At 58.6% G+C, this 20153-nt stretch carries 14 protein-coding genes; 8 read left to right on the top strand and 6 right to left on the bottom strand.

The genetic code is table 11. The annotated features are described in order from the left end of the window. Positions 1–209 precede the first annotated feature (209 nt). From N1037_12870 to N1037_12855, 4 genes are all read left to right on the top strand, one after another. Entirely contained in the window at positions 210–3437 is a 3228-nt protein-coding gene (locus tag N1037_12870) for a DUF3971 domain-containing protein (protein UWS78176.1), read from the top strand. A gap of 77 nt (positions 3438–3514) precedes the next feature. Continuing rightward, entirely contained in the window at positions 3515–4585 is a 1071-nt protein-coding gene (gene queA, locus N1037_12865; GenBank protein UWS78175.1) for a tRNA preQ1(34) S-adenosylmethionine ribosyltransferase-isomerase QueA, read from the top strand. Between the two features lie 192 nt (positions 4586–4777). After that, positions 4778–6052, top strand: coding sequence for an MFS transporter (locus N1037_12860; GenBank protein ID UWS78174.1), 1275 nt, complete (start codon positions 4778–4780; stop codon positions 6050–6052). Between the two features lie 139 nt (positions 6053–6191). Then, a complete protein-coding gene (locus N1037_12855; GenBank protein ID UWS78173.1) occupies positions 6192–6770 on the top strand; it encodes a DUF924 domain-containing protein in 579 nt (192 codons plus the stop codon). Positions 6771–6887: 117 nt separating this feature from the next. Here N1037_12855 and N1037_12850 read toward each other — a convergent pair whose 3' ends face one another. Beyond that, complete coding sequence (locus tag N1037_12850; protein ID UWS78172.1) at positions 6888–7319, bottom strand: hypothetical protein; 432 nt, start codon at positions 7317–7319, stop codon at positions 6888–6890. A gap of 239 nt (positions 7320–7558) precedes the next feature. Here N1037_12850 and lpdA point away from each other — a divergent pair, with 239 nt between their 5' ends. The 3 genes from lpdA to uvrA all read left to right on the top strand — a co-directional run bounded on the left by lpdA (position 7559) and on the right by uvrA (position 13634). Next, the gene (gene lpdA / locus N1037_12845) at positions 7559–8953 is read left to right on the top strand and encodes a dihydrolipoyl dehydrogenase (protein ID UWS78171.1); all 1395 of its coding nucleotides are present in this window, start codon (positions 7559–7561) and stop codon (positions 8951–8953) included. Positions 8954–9416: 463 nt separating this feature from the next. Then, positions 9417–10592 (top strand): MFS transporter, encoded by a 1176-nt coding sequence (locus N1037_12840; GenBank protein ID UWS78170.1) that lies wholly within the window; start codon positions 9417–9419, stop codon positions 10590–10592. Positions 10593–10775: 183 nt separating this feature from the next. Then, complete coding sequence (uvrA, locus tag N1037_12835; GenBank protein UWS78169.1) at positions 10776–13634, top strand: excinuclease ABC subunit UvrA; 2859 nt, start codon at positions 10776–10778, stop codon at positions 13632–13634. Positions 13635–13687: 53 nt separating this feature from the next. On the opposite strand, the gene N1037_12830 is transcribed toward uvrA, so the two are convergent. Beyond that, on the bottom strand, positions 13688–14125 hold the full coding sequence (locus N1037_12830; protein UWS78168.1) for an excinuclease ABC subunit A: 438 nt from the start codon (positions 14123–14125) through the stop codon (positions 13688–13690). Positions 14126–14255: 130 nt separating this feature from the next. Between N1037_12830 and N1037_12825 the strand changes: the two genes are divergently transcribed. Further along, positions 14256–15029: a helix-turn-helix transcriptional regulator gene (locus tag N1037_12825; GenBank protein UWS78167.1), complete on the top strand. Its 774-nt coding sequence runs from the start codon at positions 14256–14258 to the stop codon at positions 15027–15029. 35 nt (positions 15030–15064) lie between these two features. On the opposite strand, the gene N1037_12820 is transcribed toward N1037_12825, so the two are convergent. The 4 genes from N1037_12820 to N1037_12805 form a co-directional block, all read right to left on the bottom strand. Continuing rightward, positions 15065–16651: a choice-of-anchor L domain-containing protein gene (locus N1037_12820; GenBank protein ID UWS78166.1), complete on the bottom strand. Its 1587-nt coding sequence runs from the start codon at positions 16649–16651 to the stop codon at positions 15065–15067. 275 nt (positions 16652–16926) lie between these two features. Continuing rightward, positions 16927–17799, bottom strand: coding sequence for a 3-hydroxyisobutyrate dehydrogenase (mmsB, locus tag N1037_12815; protein ID UWS78165.1), 873 nt, complete (start codon positions 17797–17799; stop codon positions 16927–16929). A 3-nt stretch (positions 17800–17802) separates the two neighbouring features. After that, positions 17803–18843 carry an enoyl-CoA hydratase/isomerase family protein gene (locus N1037_12810; GenBank protein UWS78164.1) on the bottom strand — a complete coding sequence of 347 codons (1041 nt, stop codon included), beginning with the start codon at positions 18841–18843 and terminating at the stop codon, positions 17803–17805. Between the two features lie 96 nt (positions 18844–18939). After that, positions 18940–20085, bottom strand: a complete 1146-nt coding sequence (locus tag N1037_12805; protein ID UWS78163.1) for an acyl-CoA dehydrogenase family protein — start codon at positions 20083–20085, stop codon at positions 18940–18942. Positions 20086–20153: the final 68 nt, after the last annotated feature.

Below are 20153 nucleotides of genomic sequence, written 5' to 3'. Positions count from 1 at the left end.
GTTAGGCTATCGTGGCCAAAGGATAAACACTGATCGAACCAGTTGGGGAAAATGAAGATCTCGTCGCGCGGTCTGTCGATGAGCTTGTGGGGCAGCCCGCGCAGCGGCGCAGGCCGCGGCGTCTGCGCGCCCTGCGTTGGGCTATCCGGTTGCTGGCCTTTTTGTGCTTTCTGGGGGCCGGGGCGATCTATTTTGGGATCGGCACCAGAATGGATGCGCCACAGTGGCTGCGACAGCGCCTGGAAACCCGTATTGCGCAGGATTTGAATGGGCTGACGCTTGAATTTGGCGATCTCAACTTTGTGGTGAATCACGGGTGGAGACCCCGTATCGGGATGCGCGATGTTACCCTGCGTGCGGCGGATGGAACGGCGATCGTGCAACTGGCCGATGCCGAAATTGCCATGGCAATGCGGCCCCTGCTGCGGGGCAAGATCCAGCCCAAACGTATATTTCTCAGTGGGCTCTATGCCAGTCTGCGGCGCGAATCCGATGGGATAGCGCTCAGCCTTTCCCAGGAAGGCTCACCGCTGCGCCAGGCCGCCAACCTGCCGCAATTGATCGAACAATGGGACAGCCAGTTCGAATTGCCGGTGCTGTCATCTCTGACCGAGATTTCCACCGATGGGGTAACCCTGCGCTATGAGGACGCGCGGCTTGGCCGGGTCTGGACCCTGGATGGCGGCCATGTGCGATTTACCCGCCAGGCCCAGGCCTTGACCATTTCCTCAGGCTTTTCAGTGCTGAGCGGGCGTCAGGACGTGGGCGCGGTTGAGGCGAATTACAAATCCGATATTGGCGATGCCGCCGCCGAATTTGGGATTCTGGTCAGCGATATCGCCAGCGAAGACATCGCGGTGCAGGCGCCGGCTCTCGGCTGGCTGCAGGTGCTGCGGGCGTCGATCTCGGGGTCTTTGCGCGGCGGTATCACCAGCGAGGGCACTTTGTTGCCTCTGTCAGCCAGCCTGCAAATCGGCGAAGGGGTGATCCAGCCCTCGCCGGAAACCCTGCCCATTCCGATCCACGGGGCCCATAGTTATTTCACCTTCTTCCCTTTGGAACAGCGCCTGCAGTTTGATGAGTTGAAGATCAACAGTGGCTGGGGCTCTGGCACCATGGAGGGCGATGCTGAGCTGGCGGGGATCTCGGACGGTCGGTTGACCGATCTGGTGGGGCAGTTGCGGTTCACCGATCTTACCCTCAATCCGCGCGGGCTTTATTCGGCACCGCAGGTTTTTGAGGGCGTGACGGTGGATTTCCGGCTGCAGCCCGATCCCTTCCGTTTTCAGCTCGGCGAGATGCTGGTCGAGCATGAGGGCCGCCAGATCCGTTTGAATGGCAAGTTTGAAACCGGTCCCGAAGGCTGGGAATACGCCCTGGATGCCCGGTCTGACCACTTGGACCTGGCGCAGGTGAAATCGCTGTGGCCCACTGGGGCTGCGGAGAAGCCACGCCAATGGGTGCTGCAAAATGTTTTTCAGGCCCAGGCTCAGGACGTGAATTTTGCCCTGCGCGGAAAAGGCCGGGCCAAGCCGTTTTACGCGCTGGATGCCAATTTCACCAATGCCGATGTCAAATTCCAAAAACACATGCCACGAGTAAAGGGCGGCGCTGGTCATTTTAATCTTTATAACACACGAATGGTTGTTGTGGCCTCCGCGGGGACGGTGACCGCAGACGAGGGGGGCGAGGTGCAGGTCGCCGGAACCTCGTTTATTATCCCGGATACTTCGGTGCGCGATGGCACGCCGGGGATCGCCCGGGTGGTGGCTGAAGGCACTGTGACAGCAGGGCTGTCGTTGCTGAACCGTCCGCCGCTTTCCATTTTGGACAAGGCGCAGCTGCCTGTTGATCTGGCTGACGGGCGGGTGCATGTGGTCGGTACTTTGGCCCTGCCGCTTAAACCTGAGGTGCCGCCCGAAGAGATCAAATACCACTACCAGGGCACCGTCAGCGCGGTGCAGAGCGACACTTTGGTCCCCAACCATGTGGTGGCAGCGCCGGTTCTGGTGCTGCGCGGCGATCAGGGGCGGGTGGCGCTGTCGGGGGCGGGCAGCCTGTCGGGTATCCCGGTCACCGCAAACTGGAGCCAGGCCGTGGGACCAGAGGCCAGCCCGGCCAGTCGGGTGACCGGCCAGATCGAGATCAGCCCGCAAGCCATTGACACCCTGCAAATTGGCCTGCCCAAAGGCACGGTTACAGGCCGGGGGCAGGGGCGGTATCAGCTGGATCTGCTGCCCGACCAGCCGCCGCAGCTGCAGTTTAGCTCTGATCTGGCTGGGTTGGATCTGCGCATCCCCCAGATCAGTTGGCGCAACCCCCCGGAGCGCCGGGGGCAGCTGGATATGGATGTCACCTTGGCAACGCCCGTCAGGGTCGACCGGCTGAGCCTGCAGGCGCCGGGATTGCAGGCTGAGGGCTGGGTGACCACCAAGGAGAGCGGCGGGCTGCAGCAGGCGCATCTGAGTGCGGTAACCGTCGGCAACTGGATGCGGGGGACAGTGAACTTTATTGGCCTGCGCAATGGGCTGGCAGAAATTCAGGTGACCAGCGGCACGCTTGATCTGCAAAAGGCGCCCTTTTCCGGTGAAAGTGGCAGCAGCACCGGGGCGGGCTCTGGGGGCGGTGCACCGTCCGGCCCGATCTCTATGCGGCTGGAGCGTCTGCGGGTCACCGAAAGTATCGCCTTGAGCGGCTTTGCGGGGCGGTTTTCCACCCAGGGCGGGCTTAATGGCCAATTCACCGGCAAACTGAATGGCGCCACGCCAGTCTCTGGGGTCGTGGTGCCAAAACCGGGGGGCATCGCCACGCGGATCCGCGCCGAGGATGCAGGCGGGGTTTTTAGGGCCGCAGGCATTTTGCGCCATGGTGAGGGCGGCAGCTTTGACATGACGTTGGTGCCGGCAAAACAGCCGGGTGAATATGACGGCGAGATCAACATCAAGAACACTCGCATCAAAAATGCGCCCTCCATGGCGGCGCTGTTGAATGCAATCAGCGTCATTGGTCTGGTGGATGAATTATCCGGTGGCGGCATCCTGTTTACCGGGGTCGAGGCAAAGTTCCGGCTGGGTTCGACCCATCTGACCCTGCATGAAAGCAGCGCGGTCGGGCCATCTATGGGACTGTCGATGGACGGGATTTATGATCTGAACTCCGGCGCGCTGAACATGCGCGGGGTGATCTCGCCGATCTATATCATCAATGCCATTGGCCGGGTGGTGTCGCGCAAGGGCGAGGGGCTGTTTGGCTTTGCTTTCAAGCTGCGGGGCTCGGCGGATGATCCAAAGGTCAGCGTCAATCCCCTGTCAGCGCTGGCCCCTGGCATGTTCCGCGAGATCTTTCGCGGCAAGGCGCCCACGGTGCCAGGCGCGCCGGTGGAAGAGCCGCAACAGCCTGCCTCTGAGCCGCGCAGTTTCACCGGCGGTGAGCGGTAAGGGCGCTTGTGACTTTGTCGCGCTGGTGCCCTGCAAGACCCATGGCCAAGCCGGGAGAAACCCCTTAAAGGGGCGGCATGAAACTTAGCGATTTTGATTTTGACCTGCCCGAAGATTTGATTGCCACCCGCCCGGCTTCGCCGCGCAGCGCGGCGCGATTACTGGTGGCCACGCCGGATCAGCTGACCGATGGTCATATGGCGGATCTTGTTGACCTGTTGCAGCCTGGCGACCGGTTGGTGCTGAACGACACCAAGGTCATCCCTGCGCGGCTTTCCGGCCTGCGCCACCGCGACACCGCCCAGGGCAAAATGGCCGCCAAGGTCGAAGTGACGCTGTTGGATCCCAAGGCTGATGGCAGTTGGTCCGCCTTGTTGAAGCCGCTCAAGAAGGTCAAGCTCGGCGAGGTCGTGGTGTTTTCCGAGGCGCTATCAGCTGAACTGGTTGCCGTCGCGGACGGGCAGGGGCAGTTGCGGTTCAACCTGACGGGCGATGATTTTGACGCCGCCCTTAATACGGCGGGTGCGATGCCGCTGCCGCCCTATATTGCCGCCAAACGATCCGCTGATGATCAGGACAAAGAAGACTACCAGACCGTCTGGGCCCGCCATTCTGGTGCGGTCGCCGCGCCGACGGCCTCTTTGCATTTTGACCAGGCGCTGCTGGCGGCGCTCAGCGCCAAGGAGGTGCAGTTCACCTATGTGACCCTGCATGTGGGCGCAGGCACCTTTTTGCCGGTAAAGGTCGAAGATGTGACCAGCCACAAGATGCATGCCGAATGGGGCCGGGTCAGCCCGCAGGCCGCGGCTGAGATTGCCGCAACCAAAGCCGCGGGTGGCCGGGTCATTCCGGTGGGAACCACCGCCCTGCGCCTGATCGAGAGCGCAGCGCGTTCTGGTGCGGTTCAGCCCTGGGAGGGCGAGACGGATATCTTTATATATCCGGGATTTACCTTCCATGCAGCTGATGCCCTGATGACCAACTTTCACCTGCCAAAATCCACCTTGTTGATGCTGATCTCTGCGCTGATGGGGCAGGAGCGGGTGCGCGAGATTTATGATCACGCGGTAAAAAGTGGCTATCGTTTCTTTTCTTATGGCGATGGGTCGCTTTTATTGCCCCAAGAGACGAATACCGTGCAGAAGTGATGCAAATGACGGTAGACAAGCGCGGCTAGTTTCCGCACTGATGTAAGCCGGAAAACGCACATCATTCGCCATCAATCGCAACCGACACCCGCCTTTGGTTACAAAGGCACCCCGTCAACAACATCAGACGGGCAAGGGCCTCTGTTACACTTGTTTCAGGGACACTTGCTCAACGGTAAAGGAGACATCGCAATGCTGCAGGTTTTGTCGAGCGCTTGGGCGCTACTCTTGGGCATGGGCATGCTGATGATCGGCAATGGCATGCAGGGCACCATTCTTGGGGTGCGGGGCGCCATGGAAGGGTTTTCGACCCTGCAGATGTCTTTTGTGATGTCGGCCTATTTTGTCGGCTTTCTGGGCGGGTCGCGCCTGGCGCCAGAGATGATCCGCCGCGTTGGTCATGTGCGGGTCTTTGCGGCGCTGGCCTCGCTGATCTCGGCGGTCATGATCCTGTATCCTGCGGTGGCCAATCCCATTGCATGGATGCTGGGGCGGGCGCTGATCGGTTTTTGCTTTTCTGGCGTGTATGTCACAGCGGAAAGCTGGCTCAACAATGCCTCTGACAATGCCAACAGGGGCAAGGCGCTGTCGCTTTATATGATCGTGCAGACGATGGGCATCGTTGCGGCTCAGGCGCTGATGTTGGTGGGGGATCCGGCAGGATATGAGACCTTTGTCATTGCCTCGGTGGTGATCTCGGTCTCGTTTGCGCCAATTTTGTTGTCGATTTCCCCAACTCCGGCCTTTGACACCACAAAACCCATGTCGCTGCGTGAGCTGATGAATGTCTCGCCGCTGGGCTGTGTTGGTATGTTTTTGCTGGGGGGCGTCTTTTCGGCTCAGTTTGGCATGAGCGCGGTCTATGCCGCCGAGGCAGGACTGACCCTGTCGCAGATCTCCATTTTTATTGCCACCTTCTATATCGGTGCCATTGTCCTGCAATATCCGCTGGGCTGGATGTCAGACTGGATGGACCGTCGGGTTCTGGTTCTTGTGGTCTCGGCTCTGGGCGGCGGGGCTGCGCTCATGGGGATGATGATGGGCGGGTCGTACAGCTTTTTGTTGCTGGCCGCCTTCTTTATCGGTGGCATGTCCAACCCGCTGTATTCACTGCTGATCGCCCATACCAATGACTATCTGGAGCACGATGATATGGCGGCGGCCTCTGGCGGGCTGGTGTTCATCAACGGCTTGGGCGCCATTGCCGGGCCGGTGATCACCGGCTGGATCATGAGCGATGCAGTCTTTGGTCCGTCGGGATATTTCCTGTTCATGGCGGTGTTGCTGATCGCCCTCGCGGTCTATGCGCTGTATCGCACCACACAGCGGGCAGCGATTCCCGCGGACGAAACCGGCATTATGTCACCAATGACACCCAGCGGTTCGCCTGTGGTGGTGGAGTTTGCGCAGGAATATGCCATTGAGACCGAGATTGAGGAGCAAGAAGCCGCCAGCGAGGCCGGCTGATTGCGCTAACCCTATGGCTCTGTGAGGAATATTTCAGCAAACGGTCCTAAATGTTGCAAATAGTGACCTAACGTCGCTTGTAAACACCATGCAAAATGGTCTGAAGTGAACCTAGGTATTAATACGTGGAGATGGACCAATGTACGGGCCCGAAGATATCCTGAAGTTCTGGTTGGATGAAGTTGGCGAAAAAGGTTGGTATCTGAGCGATGAGGCGCTGGATGAGACCATTACAACGCGGTTCAAGGAGACCTGGGACGCAGCCTGTGAGGGTAAGTTTTCCCTGTGGCTGACCTATCCGTCTGGGACATTGGCCTATATCATCTTGATGGATCAGTTCCCGCGCAACATGTTTCGCGGCACCGGCGCGGCGTTCCGTTCTGATCGTATGGCACTCAGTGCTGCCAAGAACGCCATCCAGAGAAAATGGGATATGAAGATTGACGAACCGGCGCGTCAGTTTTTTTACATGCCGTTGATGCATTCCGAAAACCTTTGCGATCAGGAGCGTTGTGTGCGCCTGATGAAGGAACGGATGCCAGAAAGCGGCGAGTCCAATATGTTGCACGCCCGTGCCCACCGGGAAGTGATCCGCCTATTTGGACGTTTCCCCTACCGCAACGAGGCATTGCTGCGCCACAGTACCGAACCTGAGCGTGACTACGTGAGTGGCGGTGGCTATGGTGCCACCGTGCGGAACCTGCAGGCGACGGGCTAAGGCGTCAAGGCCTTGGGGGGCAGCGCTTGCGTTGCTCCCGGCCTTTTGGCGCGCGGGCATCTGGCGCCCCAGCTTACCCCTTGCGGGGGTGTCACTGTTTGCCTGGGTCTTGGGGTGTTAGTGCAGCAGCGCTGCGGAACTTGGGCGGCAGCTCTCAAGCCGCGGCAGATGTGCGGCAATCTGATCTGAAAAAGCCATCGCCGCAGTCTTGACCGCAGCTGTGACCACCTGCTCCGGCAGTTCACTGATGGACTTGGTTTCTTCTTTCAGTCCCGTCAGCTGCTCTTCCAATCTGGCGAGCCGCAACCGCATCTCTGTACTGTCCGGGGTGTCAGATTGGCTCAGGGCCAGGTTCAAGGCTGAAATTTCCTCATTCATCCGTTGCAACTGTGTCTGAACCGGCACAAAACGCGTGCCGATTTCTCCCAACCGATCTGCCACATCATGGGCCGAGGCAAAGAGTTGCCAGCCCAGAAACAGGCAGAGCGCCAACAACAGCAGTGTGGCATTCAGCAGGGCTTTGATGAGGTCAAAAACAGTCTTCGTCATCGAATGGGTTCACTTTACGATTCTAGCGGAAATTGCGGGTAGTATAGGCGAAGTTGCAGAGCTATGATTCCGCAAAGATAAAAAGCCCCGGCGCCTGTGCCTTTTTCCGCAGGGAAAAGGTTGGCTGGCGGGTGCTTGGCGCTCACCTTCATGTGAGCCCTTACTGAGTGTTTGCAGTTCTTCTGAAAGTAGTTTAACGGTAAACTAAATTATGTTGATCCTTTTGGTGAGGGAAGACCATGGCCGCAGAAACCTATGATGTCATCGTAATCGGCGCCGGACCGGGGGGCTATGTCGCCGCTATTCGCTCGGCGCAGCTGGGGCTCAAGACCGCGATCATTGAGCGCGAGAACCTGGGCGGCATCTGCCTGAACTGGGGCTGCATTCCAACCAAGGCGCTGTTGCGCTCTTCTGAGGTGTTCCATCTGATGGAGCGGGCCAAGGAATTTGGCCTGGGCGCGGACAACATCACCTATGATCTTGATGCCGTTGTCAAACGCTCACGCGGGGTGGCCAAACAGCTGTCTTCTGGCATTGGCCATTTGATGAAGAAGAATAAGATCACCGTGGTAATGGGCGAAGCGACGATCCCTGCCAAGGGTAAGGTCAGCGTTAAAACGGATAAGGGCACCCAGGAGCTGAGCGCAAAGAACATCATCCTGGCCACCGGCGCACGCGCACGGGAATTGCCCGGCCTCGAAGGCGATGGCGATCTGGTCTGGACCTACCGGGATGCCCTGGTGCCGCCGCGGATGCCGAAACGCCTGCTGGTCATCGGATCTGGCGCAATCGGAATTGAATTTGCGAGCTTTTACAACACTTTGGGCGCCGATACTACAGTCGTTGAAGTGATGGACCGGGTGCTGCCGGTGGAAGACGAGGAAATCTCGGCCTTTGCCAGGAAGGCCTTTGTCAAACAGGGCATGAAGATCATGGAAAAAGCCATGGTCAAACAGCTTGACCGTGGCAAGGATACCGTCACCGCGCATATTGAAAGCGGCGGCAAGGTGGAAAAAGTCGACTTTGACACGGTGATCTCTGCCGTGGGCATTGTCGGCAATGTCGAAGGTCTGGGGTTGGAGGCGCTTGGCGTCAAGATCGACCGCACGCATGTGGTAACGGATGCTTACTGCCGCACCGGGGTTGAGGGGCTTTACGCCATTGGCGATATCGCCGGCGCCCCCTGGTTGGCCCATAAGGCAAGCCACGAAGGCGTCATGGTGGCGGATCTGATCGGTGGCAAACATGCTCATCCGGTGAAACCCGAAAGCATCGCGGGCTGCACCTATTGCCAGCCACAGGTGGCCAGTGTCGGCTATACCGAAGCCAAGGCCAAAGAGCTGGGCTATGATATCAAAGTGGGTCGTTTTCCCTTTATCGGCAATGGCAAAGCCATCGCTCTGGGCGAGGCGGAGGGCATGATCAAAACCGTGTTTGACGCCAAAACAGGCGAGCTGTTGGGCGCCCATATGGTTGGTGCCGAAGTCACCGAGCTGATCCAGGGCTATGTGGTGGGCCGCCAGTTGGAAACCACCGAAGAAGACCTGATGAACACCGTCTTCCCGCATCCCACCCTGAGCGAGATGATGCATGAAAGCGTGCTCGACGCTTTTGATCGTGTCATTCACATGTAGCCTGGTGGCTCATTATTTGGCCTAGTATTCGACCTGTTGCCGAGTGTAGTGGCTGGGCGGTCTAATTAAGGTTACACCATTGCCGCGCGTCCCCTTTGGGGCGCGCGTTTTGGTATGCGCATCAGGCTGCGCCCCAAACCCATCGCTAAAATCTGCCTCAAGCTTTCTGAGAAAACCTTAATCAAGGTGCCGCTCCTGCCTCATTCTGCGCGTCATTCTGCGCCAGCCTGCTGCGGCGGGCACTGGAATGTGAGGGACAAATGGTAATTGGGGGCAAACAATTGAGCTTTGAACGGGTATCAAACAGGGCCCTCTCCACGGTCCTTGCGATTTTGGGCCTCTCCAGGCGACCCCACTGTGAAAAGATGGCGCTGCTGCGGATCTGGCACTCAGAGGTTGCACAGTCTAAAGGTGAGCTTTAGGGCGGCCCGGTCGTTGCCCGAAACCAAAGGGGCAGGGCGCAATGGCAGCAAAGCCGATCACAACCCGGTGGCCACTGATCTTTGCCATCTGGGCAGCAGGTTTGGGGGTGGCGGCGCAATACGGTAAAATCAGTGTGATTTTTGACCGTATGGGTCTGCTGTACCCGGACGCCGGGGCGTCGCTTGGCTTTACCGTATCGCTGGTGGGTATTGTTGGAATTTTCTTTGGTCTGGTTGCGGGATTGTTTGTCAGCTCCGTTGGCTATCGGCGCAGCCTGGTTTGGGCGCTGTGGATTGGTGCCGGCATGTCTGCACTGCAGGCGCTGCATTTGCCCTTTGGCCTGTTTCTTATCAGCCGCCTGATCGAAGGGCTGTCACATCTGAGCGTTGTCGTCGCTGGGCCCACACTGATTGCGGCGCTCAGCTCTGACCGGGACCGTGGGCTGGCTATGACCCTGTGGAGCACGTTTTTTGGCGTTGCCTTTACTCTGCTTGCCTGGTTTGGCCTGCCGCTGGTGGCGGGGTTTGGCCTGTTGTCACTGTTTGCGGCCCATGGGCTGATCATGGCGGGGCTGGCGTTGTGGTTGGGCAGGGCGCTGCGAGATGTGCCTGTGCCACCGCGTGCCAAACTTCCGGCTCTGCGCGACCTGCCGGGGCTGCATCTGCCGGTCTATCGCTCGCCCTGGAAGGTGGCGCCAGCTGCGGGGTGGTTGTTCTATACCTGCTGTTTTGTCTCTATCCTGACGGTGATCCCGCCCTATATCGCAGCGGAGCAGCGCGGCTATGTGCTGGGCGCCATGCCTCTGGCCAGTATTGCCTCCTCGATGTTTTTAGGGGTCTTTCTGTTGCGCCACTTTGCAGCTGTGAAGGTGGCGCAGCTGGGCTTTGTGTTGTCTGCCTGCGGGGTGCTGTGGCTGTGGCTGCAGCCCGGTGATCCGCTGGCCTGTCTGGCCCTGGCAGCCGCTATGGGGCTGGTGCAGGGGGGCTCCTTTGCTGCGGTGCCGCAGTTGACCCTAAAGGATGAGGATCGCGCCCAGGCGGGCGGTGTGCTGGCCCAGGCCGGCAATCTGGGCAATACCATTGGCACGCCTTTGATGGTACTGGCGCTTGGACTGGCCGGGTTTTCGGGGCTGATGGCGGTTTTGCTGGTCCTGTTTCTGGGTGGGTTTCTTGTCCATCTGGGACTGGCCCAGATGCGGCGCCATCTGCTTGAATAGGGGGCTGCGCCACAAAATAGACCAGACCACCATATTTGGCGTGTTCTGACCAAAATGCAGGAAAATGTTCCACTAACGTTCTCATTTTTCTATTGGAGTCTGGCGTCACATTGCCTATCTGTAGGGCGAAGACTGGCAGCGGCTTAATCCCGTGGGCGCCAGAGTATTTGGCACGAGGGCAGTATGGCTGAGTTGAAATCCATCGAGGTGCGCGGCGCACGCGAACATAATCTCAAAAACATTGATGTGGATATCCCTCGCGATGAGCTGGTGGTGATCACCGGCCTGTCTGGATCGGGGAAATCCTCATTGGCCTTTGATACCATCTACGCCGAGGGCCAGCGCCGCTATGTCGAAAGCCTGTCGGCCTATGCGCGGCAGTTCCTCGACATGATGGAAAAGCCGGATGTGGATCACATTTCCGGTCTCAGTCCGGCAATTTCCATCGAACAAAAGACCACCTCGAAAAACCCGCGCTCCACTGTCGGCACCGTGACCGAGATCTACGACTATCTGCGACTGCTGTTTGCCCGGGCCGGAACGCCCTTTAGCCCCGCCACTGGTCTGCCCATCGAGGCCCAGCAGGTGCAGGATATGGTCGACCGGGTGATGGCGCTGGAGGAGGGCACCCGCGGCTTTTTGCTGGCGCCCATCGTGCGTGACCGCAAGGGCGAGTACAAAAAGGAAATGCTGGAGCTGCGCAAGCAGGGCTTTCAGCGGGTCAAGATTGACGGTGAATTCTACGAACTGGATGAGCCGCCAACCCTGGACAAGAAGTACCGCCATGACATTGATGTGGTTGTTGACCGGCTGGTGGTGCGCGAAGGTCTGGAAACCCGGCTGGCCGACAGCCTGCGCACCGCGTTGGATCTGGCCGACGGGATTGCCGTTCTGGAAACAGCCCCCCGTGAAGGTGATCCCGAACGGCTGACCTTTAGCGAAAATTTTGCCTGTCCTGTCAGTGGCTTCACCATCCCCGAGATCGAACCACGGTTGTTTTCGTTCAATGCGCCTTTTGGCGCCTGTTCTGTCTGTGACGGGCTGGGGGTAGAGCTGTTCTTTGATGAACGTCTGGTGGTTCCGGACCAAAGTCTGAAAATCTATGACGGTGCGCTGGCGCCCTGGCGCAAAGGCAAATCGCCCTATTTCCTGCAAACCATCGAGGCCATCGCCAAACACTATGGGTTTAATAAGAACACCCAGTGGAAAGACCTGGATCCTAAGGTGCAGCAGGTATTCCTGCGCGGCTCTGGTGAGGAAGAAATCCCCTTCCGCTATGACGAAGGTGGCCGGGTGTATGAGGTCACCCGCGTCTTTGAAGGCGTCATTCCCAATATGGAACGGCGCTACCGCGAAACCGACAGCAACTGGATCCGCGAAGAATTCGAGCGTTACCAGAACAATCGCCCCTGTGGCGCCTGTGGTGGCTATCGTCTGCGCGAAGAGGCTCTGGCGGTGAAGATTGCCGGGGAACATGCGGGGCAGGTGGTACAGAAATCCATCCGCGAGGCGCTGGCCTGGATCGAAGATGTGCCCAACCATCTGAGCAAACAAAAACAAGAGATCGCCCGTGCCATCGTCAAAGAAATCCGCGAACGGCTTGGGTTTCTCAATAACGTCGGCTTGGAATACCTGAGCCTGTCGCGGGCCAGTGGCACCCTTTCGGGGGGTGAAAGCCAGCGTATTCGCCTGGCCAGCCAGATTGGCTCGGGCCTGACCGGGGTGCTTTATGTGTTGGATGAGCCCTCGATCGGTTTGCACCAGCGTGACAATGACCGGCTGATCACCACCCTGAAAAACCTGCGCGATCAGGGCAATACGGTGATTGTCGTGGAACATGACGAGGATATGATCCGCCAGGCTGACTATGTTTTTGATATTGGTCCGGGGGCGGGCGTGCATGGCGGCGAAGTGGTCAGCCACGGCACTGCGGCGGAAGTCACCGCCGATGCGGCCTCCATTACCGGCCAGTATTTGGCTGGCGTGCGCGAAATCCCGGTGCCGGCCAAACGGCGCAAGGGCAACAAGAAAAAGCTGAAGGTGGTCAAGGCGACCGGCAACAACCTGAAAAACGTCACGGCGGAATTCCCACTGGGTAAGTTCCTTTGTGTGACCGGGGTCTCGGGCGGGGGAAAATCCACCCTGACCATTGAAACCCTGTTCAAGACTGCATCAATGCGGCTGAATGGCGCCCGCCAGACCCCGGCGCCTTGCGAAAGCATCAAGGGGTTGGAACATCTGGACAAGGTGATCGACATCGACCAGCGCCCTATTGGCCGCACACCGCGGTCAAACCCGGCCACCTATACCGGTGCGTTCACCCCGATCCGCGACTGGTTTGCCGGTCTGCCAGAGGCCAAGACCCGCGGCTATAAACCGGGGCGGTTCTCCTTCAACGTCAAGGGCGGCCGCTGTGAGGCCTGCCAGGGCGATGGCGTCATCAAGATCGAGATGCATTTCCTGCCGGACGTCTATGTGGAATGTGAAACCTGCAAGGGTGCGCGCTATAACCGCGAAACACTGGAGGTGCGCTTTAAGGGTAAGAGCATCGCAGATGTGCTTGATATGACGGTAGAAGATGCCCAGGCGTTTTTCCAGGCTGTGCCCTCGATCCGCGATAAGATGGACGCGCTGATGCGGGTTGGCCTAGGCTATATTAAGGTCGGTCAGCAGGCTACCACCCTGTCCGGTGGTGAGGCCCAGCGGGTAAAACTGTCAAAAGAGCTGAGCAAGCGCTCAACCGGGCGGACGCTGTATATTCTGGATGAACCCACCACAGGCCTGCATTTTGAGGATGTGAAAAAGCTGCTCGAAGTGCTGCATGAACTGGTTGATCAGGGCAATTCCGTGGTGGTGATCGAACACAACCTTGATGTGATCAAAACAGCCGACTGGATCATTGATATCGGCCCCGAAGGCGGTGATGGCGGTGGTGAGATCGTTGCCACCGGCACACCGGAGGCCGTCGCCAAAGAACCGCGCAGTCATACTGGGCACTATTTGAAAGAGATGCTGGCAAACAAAAAAGTCGCGGCAGAATAGGTGGTTGGCCGGTATTGTTCCGGCCAATTCCATTCCAAAGGGGCGCTGAATGATCAGGCGGCCACGGGCTGTTTGGCGGGGCGATGCAGCAGAATAGGTACGGCAAACAGCGCCAGGAAACCAGTGTTCAGAACCACGTTGAACCAGGCTCCGACCATGTAAGAGCCAAAGCTGTCGGGCAGGTACCAGGCCAAGACGCCAGTCAGGATCATGCGTCCGCCGAGCTTTGGTGTCTTGCGATAGACTTCTGTTGTGATGCCCCAGATCAGGGTGCCGGTGCCGACCAGTAGCCCGCCTGAAATCGCTGCCAGGACACGGGCACTGTCGCTGTTCAGATCTTGTTGGCCATCCAGTGGCCAATGCACCAGGTCCAGAAACAGCGCCAGGCCAAGGCGCAGTGGCGATACGAGGGCGAGAACCATTGCCAGCCCAAAAATAACCGTGCCGATGGCGGCAAGTTTGAGCGCCTTGATGGCGGTGTGATGTGTCATCCGTGGTCTCCTGTTTGGCGATGCCCTAAGTATCCAGCGTGGTCTGCAGGAAAACAATTACCTCAGAGGTAAGTGAACTCCCTGCCTGCGCCCATTACAGTGACCAGAAACGCAGGTGAGGATCAGCAAGATGAGTGGCTTTGGCGACATGTTGAAAGAATGGCGGGGCCTGCGCCGGATTAGCCAGCTGGATCTGGCGCTTTCGGCACAGGTCTCTGCCCGGCATCTCTGCTTTCTGGAGACCGGACGCGCCCGCGCCAGTCGCGATATGGCGCTGCGATTGGCGCAAGAGCTGCAGATGCCGCTGGCGGCGCGCAATCAGCTCTTGCATGCCGCCGGATTTTCCCCGGCTTTTGGGGGCGGGACCCTCAACGATGCGGACCGTGCGCCGCTGGCGCAGGCGGTTGACTGGATGCTGGAGCGTCACGCGCCTTTTCCGGCAATTGCGATTGATCATCACTGGGTATTAAAGGCGATGAATCCCCCTGCCGCAGCCCTGTTGACCTCTGCTCAATTGCAGCTCGGAGACAGCCTGATAGATGCTTTGACCACAAACGAGGCTCTGCGCGGTGCCCTGGTAAATCTGGAAGAGGTCGAAGCGCTAACTTTGATGCGATTGCGCAGCGAGCTGGCGCATCTTGGCAAGGCGCCGGTCCTGCAACAGGCGGTGCAGCGATTGCAGCGCAGGGTTGCCGCACACTCTCGCCCCGTTTCAGAGGAGATGCCAGCAGTGATCCCAACCCATTATCGGTTTAACGGGCTGGATCTAAAGCTGTTTTCTACCCTGACCCAGTTCACCTCCACCGGGGATCTGGCTATGTCTGAGTTGAGATTAGAGATGATGTTTCCGGCAGATAGCGCGACCAAACAGGCCCTGTTGGCCCTGTTCACTCCGGTCGATTGAGCCAGTTGTTTGCCACTGCACGTTGCTACCAGCGCCTAGGACGACAGGCAGTGGTTTAGAAATTTGGTCTCGTGCCGGCGCAGGGCAAGGCGTGCGGCCAAGCCATAGCCTGCGCCGGTTTGCGGGCAAAGCTCTGGAAACAGGGCAAAAAGTTCGGCCTGGGTTTCGGCATCAAAACCAGCAGTTGTCTGCGGGCCGGGGTGGTAGCTTTCGCTCAATACCCCATGGGAGGTGAGGATCTCGTGCTGGTCAAACAGCAGGTGATAATAGTCGACCATCTTAAGGCTGAAATCGGGGCGAATGCCGGCGTCGTTGATCAGATCCTTGGCCTTGGCCAGCACTTCAGCTTCGCCAAACAAAAGTTCGGCAAACTGGCCGGTGATCAGCATTCGGTGGTTGGGGGAGACCCAAAGTTCCGCGTCGGCGTTAAACTGCCCCTTGGCAAAGCGGATTGGCGCGGTTGCAGGGGTGACCGGAGCCCGGCTATGGCCAATCCAGCGCAGCGGCTGAAACCCGTGATCATAGGTCTGGATCATCATGCCCGGCGTCAGGTTCTCAATCGCGATGGGGCCCTGATCTGTCTCAATCCGGGTGCCGCCCATGAAACAGGCCTGGGCTTGGTTGATCTCGACCAGCCCGGTGTCGCTGTCGCCGCTGTCATTTTGGGTGGTGTAGGTGAAATTGACGGTCTCATCATCGCCGTCAGATTGCACCTCGAGTGTGCCGTCCGGGTTCAAAGTGATCTGCTGACCGGTTGCCAGGGTCACTGTATCCCCAGGCGAGACTGCAATGTTATTGATATGGGTGACGGTCAGGGTGCCACCGGCAGAACTGGTATCATTGGCCAGAACATCCACTGTTTTGGTGGCGTTATAGCTCATGTCGACCTGATCGTCCTGGGCAACAAAACCGGTCTGAACCGAGCCTCCGGCAACCAGAAGATTGGTGTCATAGTTGCTGTCAGATACATCTGCGACGCCGATTTTGATCGAGTTCAGTACACCTGCAGTTACCGGGGCGGTAAAGGTCAGGGTAATGGTGAACCCATCCATTTCGGTGTTGTACTGGTCGCCGGTGTTGTCGACATAGATGTTTTCGGTGTCGTTCTGGTTGATGTTGCCGATCGAGGCAGAGCCATCGCCAATGGAGACTTGTGCCTGTACCCCGTTGACCCAAACGCCAACCACGTCGTTGTATTGCGAGCTGGAGAACTCGGGGTATTCTTCGGAGGAGAGCACAAAATCCAGCGTCAGCACATCACCGTCGGGAATGAAGTCGATCTCCATAAAGGCGGCGTCATAGGTGGCGGACCCGGCAATGGCGTTAAAGTCGCTGTCGCCATTGGTGCCGCTGGTATTGGTGCTGGTATTGCCGGAGGTATTGGTATTGGTGCTGCCGGAGCTGTTGGTAAAATCATCTACATGTCCGGTAGACAGGATGACACCGCTATCGGCAGGGGCAACGCCTGCCACAGTTGTATCGGCGCCGCTATAGATACCCGAGGAGGCGGCATCACCGGAATAACTGGCGCTGACAACGGTGGTGCCGTCGCCAAAGATCTCCTGCGCCATCTGGTCGGCTGTGGCGGAGGTATTGATATCGAGTTCTGTCGCCGTAGGCATGTGAAATCCTGCACCCTGTAATGGGCCGCAAAATTGCTGTGGCCCAGCCTCAGGTGTGGCTGCGAACTTGGACTGAAATGTGGAAACCCGGTGCCCATTTTCTGAATTTTAATAAAATTGAACAGTTTTCGAATCTGGTTGGGGCCAAGACCATTGGTCGGCGCCCTTTTGTGGCGCACATAAAAACGCCCGGCCCGGAGGTACCTCTGTGTTGAAAGAGGCAGGTCCGGACCGGGCAAAAGGCGCTTTACGCCGGGGCTTGCCAGAGGTTTGGTTTAGCTACGGCTGCGCTTTTCAAAACGGGGCAGCATGGCTGAAAAGTCCATGCCAAGCCCGTCTTCGCTTTCGACAAACTTGCTATACAATGCCTGCGCCAGCTCGCCCATTGGGGTGTCAGCATCGGCACTTTCGGCAGCCTGCTGGCTGAGACGCAGATCCTTGAGCATCAGTTCCGCCGCAAACCCTGGCTTGTAATCGTTGTCAGCGGGGGACTGCGGGCCAACACCGGGGGCCGGGCAATAGGCATTCATGGTCCAGGAATAGCCCGAAGAGGTGGAGACCACATCGAACATCTTTTGCCGGTCTAGACCCAGTTTGTCGGCCAGCGCAAAGGCTTCACAGGTGGCAATCATGGTCACGCCGAGGATCATGTTGTTGCAGATCTTGGCGGCCTGGCCGGCACCGGCCTCGCCACAATGCACCGCCTTCTGGCCCATGATGTCGAACAGGGGCTCTGCCTTGGCAAAGGCTGCGGCGCTGCCGCCAGCCATAAAGGTCAAGGTGCCCCCAGCGGCACCACCGATGCCGCCGGATACCGGCGCATCGACAAACAACAGATCTGCGGCCGTGGCCTGTTCTGCGACGGCTCGGGCGGAATCCACATCCACGGTGGAGCAATCCACCAGGGCAGCACCTGCCTGCATGGCAGGCAGCACCTCAGCGGCAACGGCGCGCAGGATCTGGCCATTGGGCAGCATGGTGATCACCACATCAGCGCCGGTTGCAGCCTCAGCGGCAGATCCGGCCATGGAGACGCCCGCAATCGTGACGCTGGCCATGTCAAAGCCCAGAACCTCGTGGCCCTCTTTGGCGAGATTGGCGGCCATAGGTGCGCCCATATTGCCAAGACCAATAAATCCGATTTTCATGTGTTATTCCTCCTCAAAAACCAGGGCGTCTGCACCCAGCGGCATCAGCATCTGGCTGACGGCGCTGGCAGGGACATCCTGCTCTGCATATTGCCACTTCGGCTGGCGGTCCTTGTCGATGATCTGGGCACGAATGCCTTCGAGAAAGTCGCCCTTGTCCATGGCGCGATAGGTGAAGCGGTATTCATGCTCCAGCGCCTTGCGAATGCTCAGATTGCTGTCGCGCAACCGGTGCAGCAGCTCGACCGTGCAGGCCATGGAGAGCGGCGCATTGCGCCCCATCGTCTTCAGCGCCTTTTCCGCAAAATCGCTGGGCTCGGCCTTTAGCACAGTCAGGATGTCGGTCAGGGTTTCGCCAGCAAAATAGCGGTCGATCTCGGCCTGCTGGAGTTCCAATGTGCCCGCAGGTGGTTTTTGCGACGCCACCTGCAAAATTGCCGGATCGCCATCTTTTTGCAGCCCGTTGATCAGTACCGGCCAAAAGCTTTCGGGGATGTAGAAATCGGCAAACCCGGCATAGATCGCGTCTGCGGTCTTCATGCGTGCGGCGGTGGTGCCGAGATATTCGCCCAGACGCCCCGGCGCCAAGGTCAACATCAAAGAGCCGCCCACATCGGGTATCAGGCCAATGCCGACTTCGGGCATGGAGATCTGGCTGCTGTCGCCCACCACCCGGTGGGTGCCATGGCAGCCAATGCCGACGCCCCCGCCCATGGTGAAGCCCTGCAGAAAGCTGACCACCGGTTTGGGATATTCAAAGATGAGCGCGTTCAGGCGGTATTCGTCGCTCCAGAACTTGCGCCCATAGGCATAATCGCCTGCGGTGCCAGTGTCATACAGCTCGGCAATGTCGCCGCCGGCGCAGAAAGCCTTTTCCCCCTCGGCATCAATGACCACCAGGTTCACTGCGTCATCACTGGCCCATTGGCGCAGTGCGGCGTCAATGGCCATGCACATGTCATAAGACAGCGCATTCAGAGCCTTGCCGCGGGTGAGAGTGATGCGACCGGCCTGACCGATCACACGAATATTAATATCGCTCATAGGTTCCTCGCAGTTGGCGCCAGTCACGCACCCGGCAACCTGTCGCCCTGGGATTGGGGACGGGGTACCGGTTGTGACAGGCGCATAGTACCGGGCTTAGCTGTGTTCGGCCAGCAAATGGCGCGCGACAATCACTCGCATGATCTCGTTTGTGCCCTCAAGGATCTGGTGAACGCGCAGATCCCGCACCAGCTTTTCGATGCCGTAGTCTGCCAGGTAGCCGTAGCCGCCATGCAGTTGTAGGCATTGATCAACAATTTTAGATCCCGCCTCGGTCACGAATTTCTTGGCCATGGCGCAATGCTTGCTGGCATCGGGGGCACCTTGGTCCAGCTTCCAGGCCGCCTGCCGCAAAAAGACACGTGCCGCCTGCAGTTCAATTTCCATATCCGCAAGGCGGAATTGCAGCCCCTGGAACTGGTCGATGGATTTGCCAAAGGCCTTGCGCTCGGACATGTATTTCATCGTCAGATTCAGCGCGGTCTGGGCGGCGCCCAAAGAACAGGAGGAGATGTTCAGCCGTCCACCATCTAGCCCCATCATGGCGTATTTGAAGCCCTTGCCCTCTTCGCCAACCAGGTTGTTGGAGGGGATCTTGCAATCATCAAACTGCACTTGGGCGGTGGGCTGGCTTTTCCAGCCCATCTTTTCTTCCAGCCCGCCAAAGGACAGCCCCGCAGTGCCGTCTTCGACATAGACGGTGGAAATGCCCTTGGGACCGTCGTCCCCCGTGCGCACCATGCAGACATAGGCGTCGGAATAGCCCCCCCCCGAAATAAAGGCCTTGTTGCCGTTCAGGGTATAACCTTGGTCGGTCTTTTCCGCGCGGGTTTTCAGCGCAGCCGCATCAGAGCCAGAGCCCGGCTCGGTCAGGCAATAGCTGAGCACGGTGTTCAGCGACAAAACATCCGGCATGATCCGCGCCTTCATTTCGTCGCTGGCAAAGCTGTCCAGCATCTTGGCGCACATGTTGTGAATGGACAAAAAGGCCGCCACCGACGGGCAGGCCATCGACAGGGCTTCAAATACCAATGTGGCGTCCAGCCGCGTCAGGGCGGAGCCGCCGCTGTCTTCGCTGACATACAGCCCGCCAAAGCCAAGCTCGCCCACTTGCGGCCACAGCTCTTTGGGGATGGTGCCCTCAGATTCCCACTGACGTGCAAAAGGCGCGATATTTTCCTGGCCAAATGCATGAGCCATATCAAAAATCGCGGTCTGTTCCTCGGTCAAAGCAAAATCCACGTCCTGTCCTCCCTGGCGTGTATGAATTGAACGGTCGTTTATTTAATAGCGCGCCCAAGCCACAAGAG

This window comes from Phaeobacter sp. G2, from assembly GCA_025163595.1.
In the GTDB taxonomy this organism is placed as follows: Bacteria; Pseudomonadota; Alphaproteobacteria; order Rhodobacterales; family Rhodobacteraceae; genus Pseudophaeobacter.
Note: the sequence above shows the minus strand (reverse complement) of the source record. Positions and strands in the feature narration are given on the sequence as shown.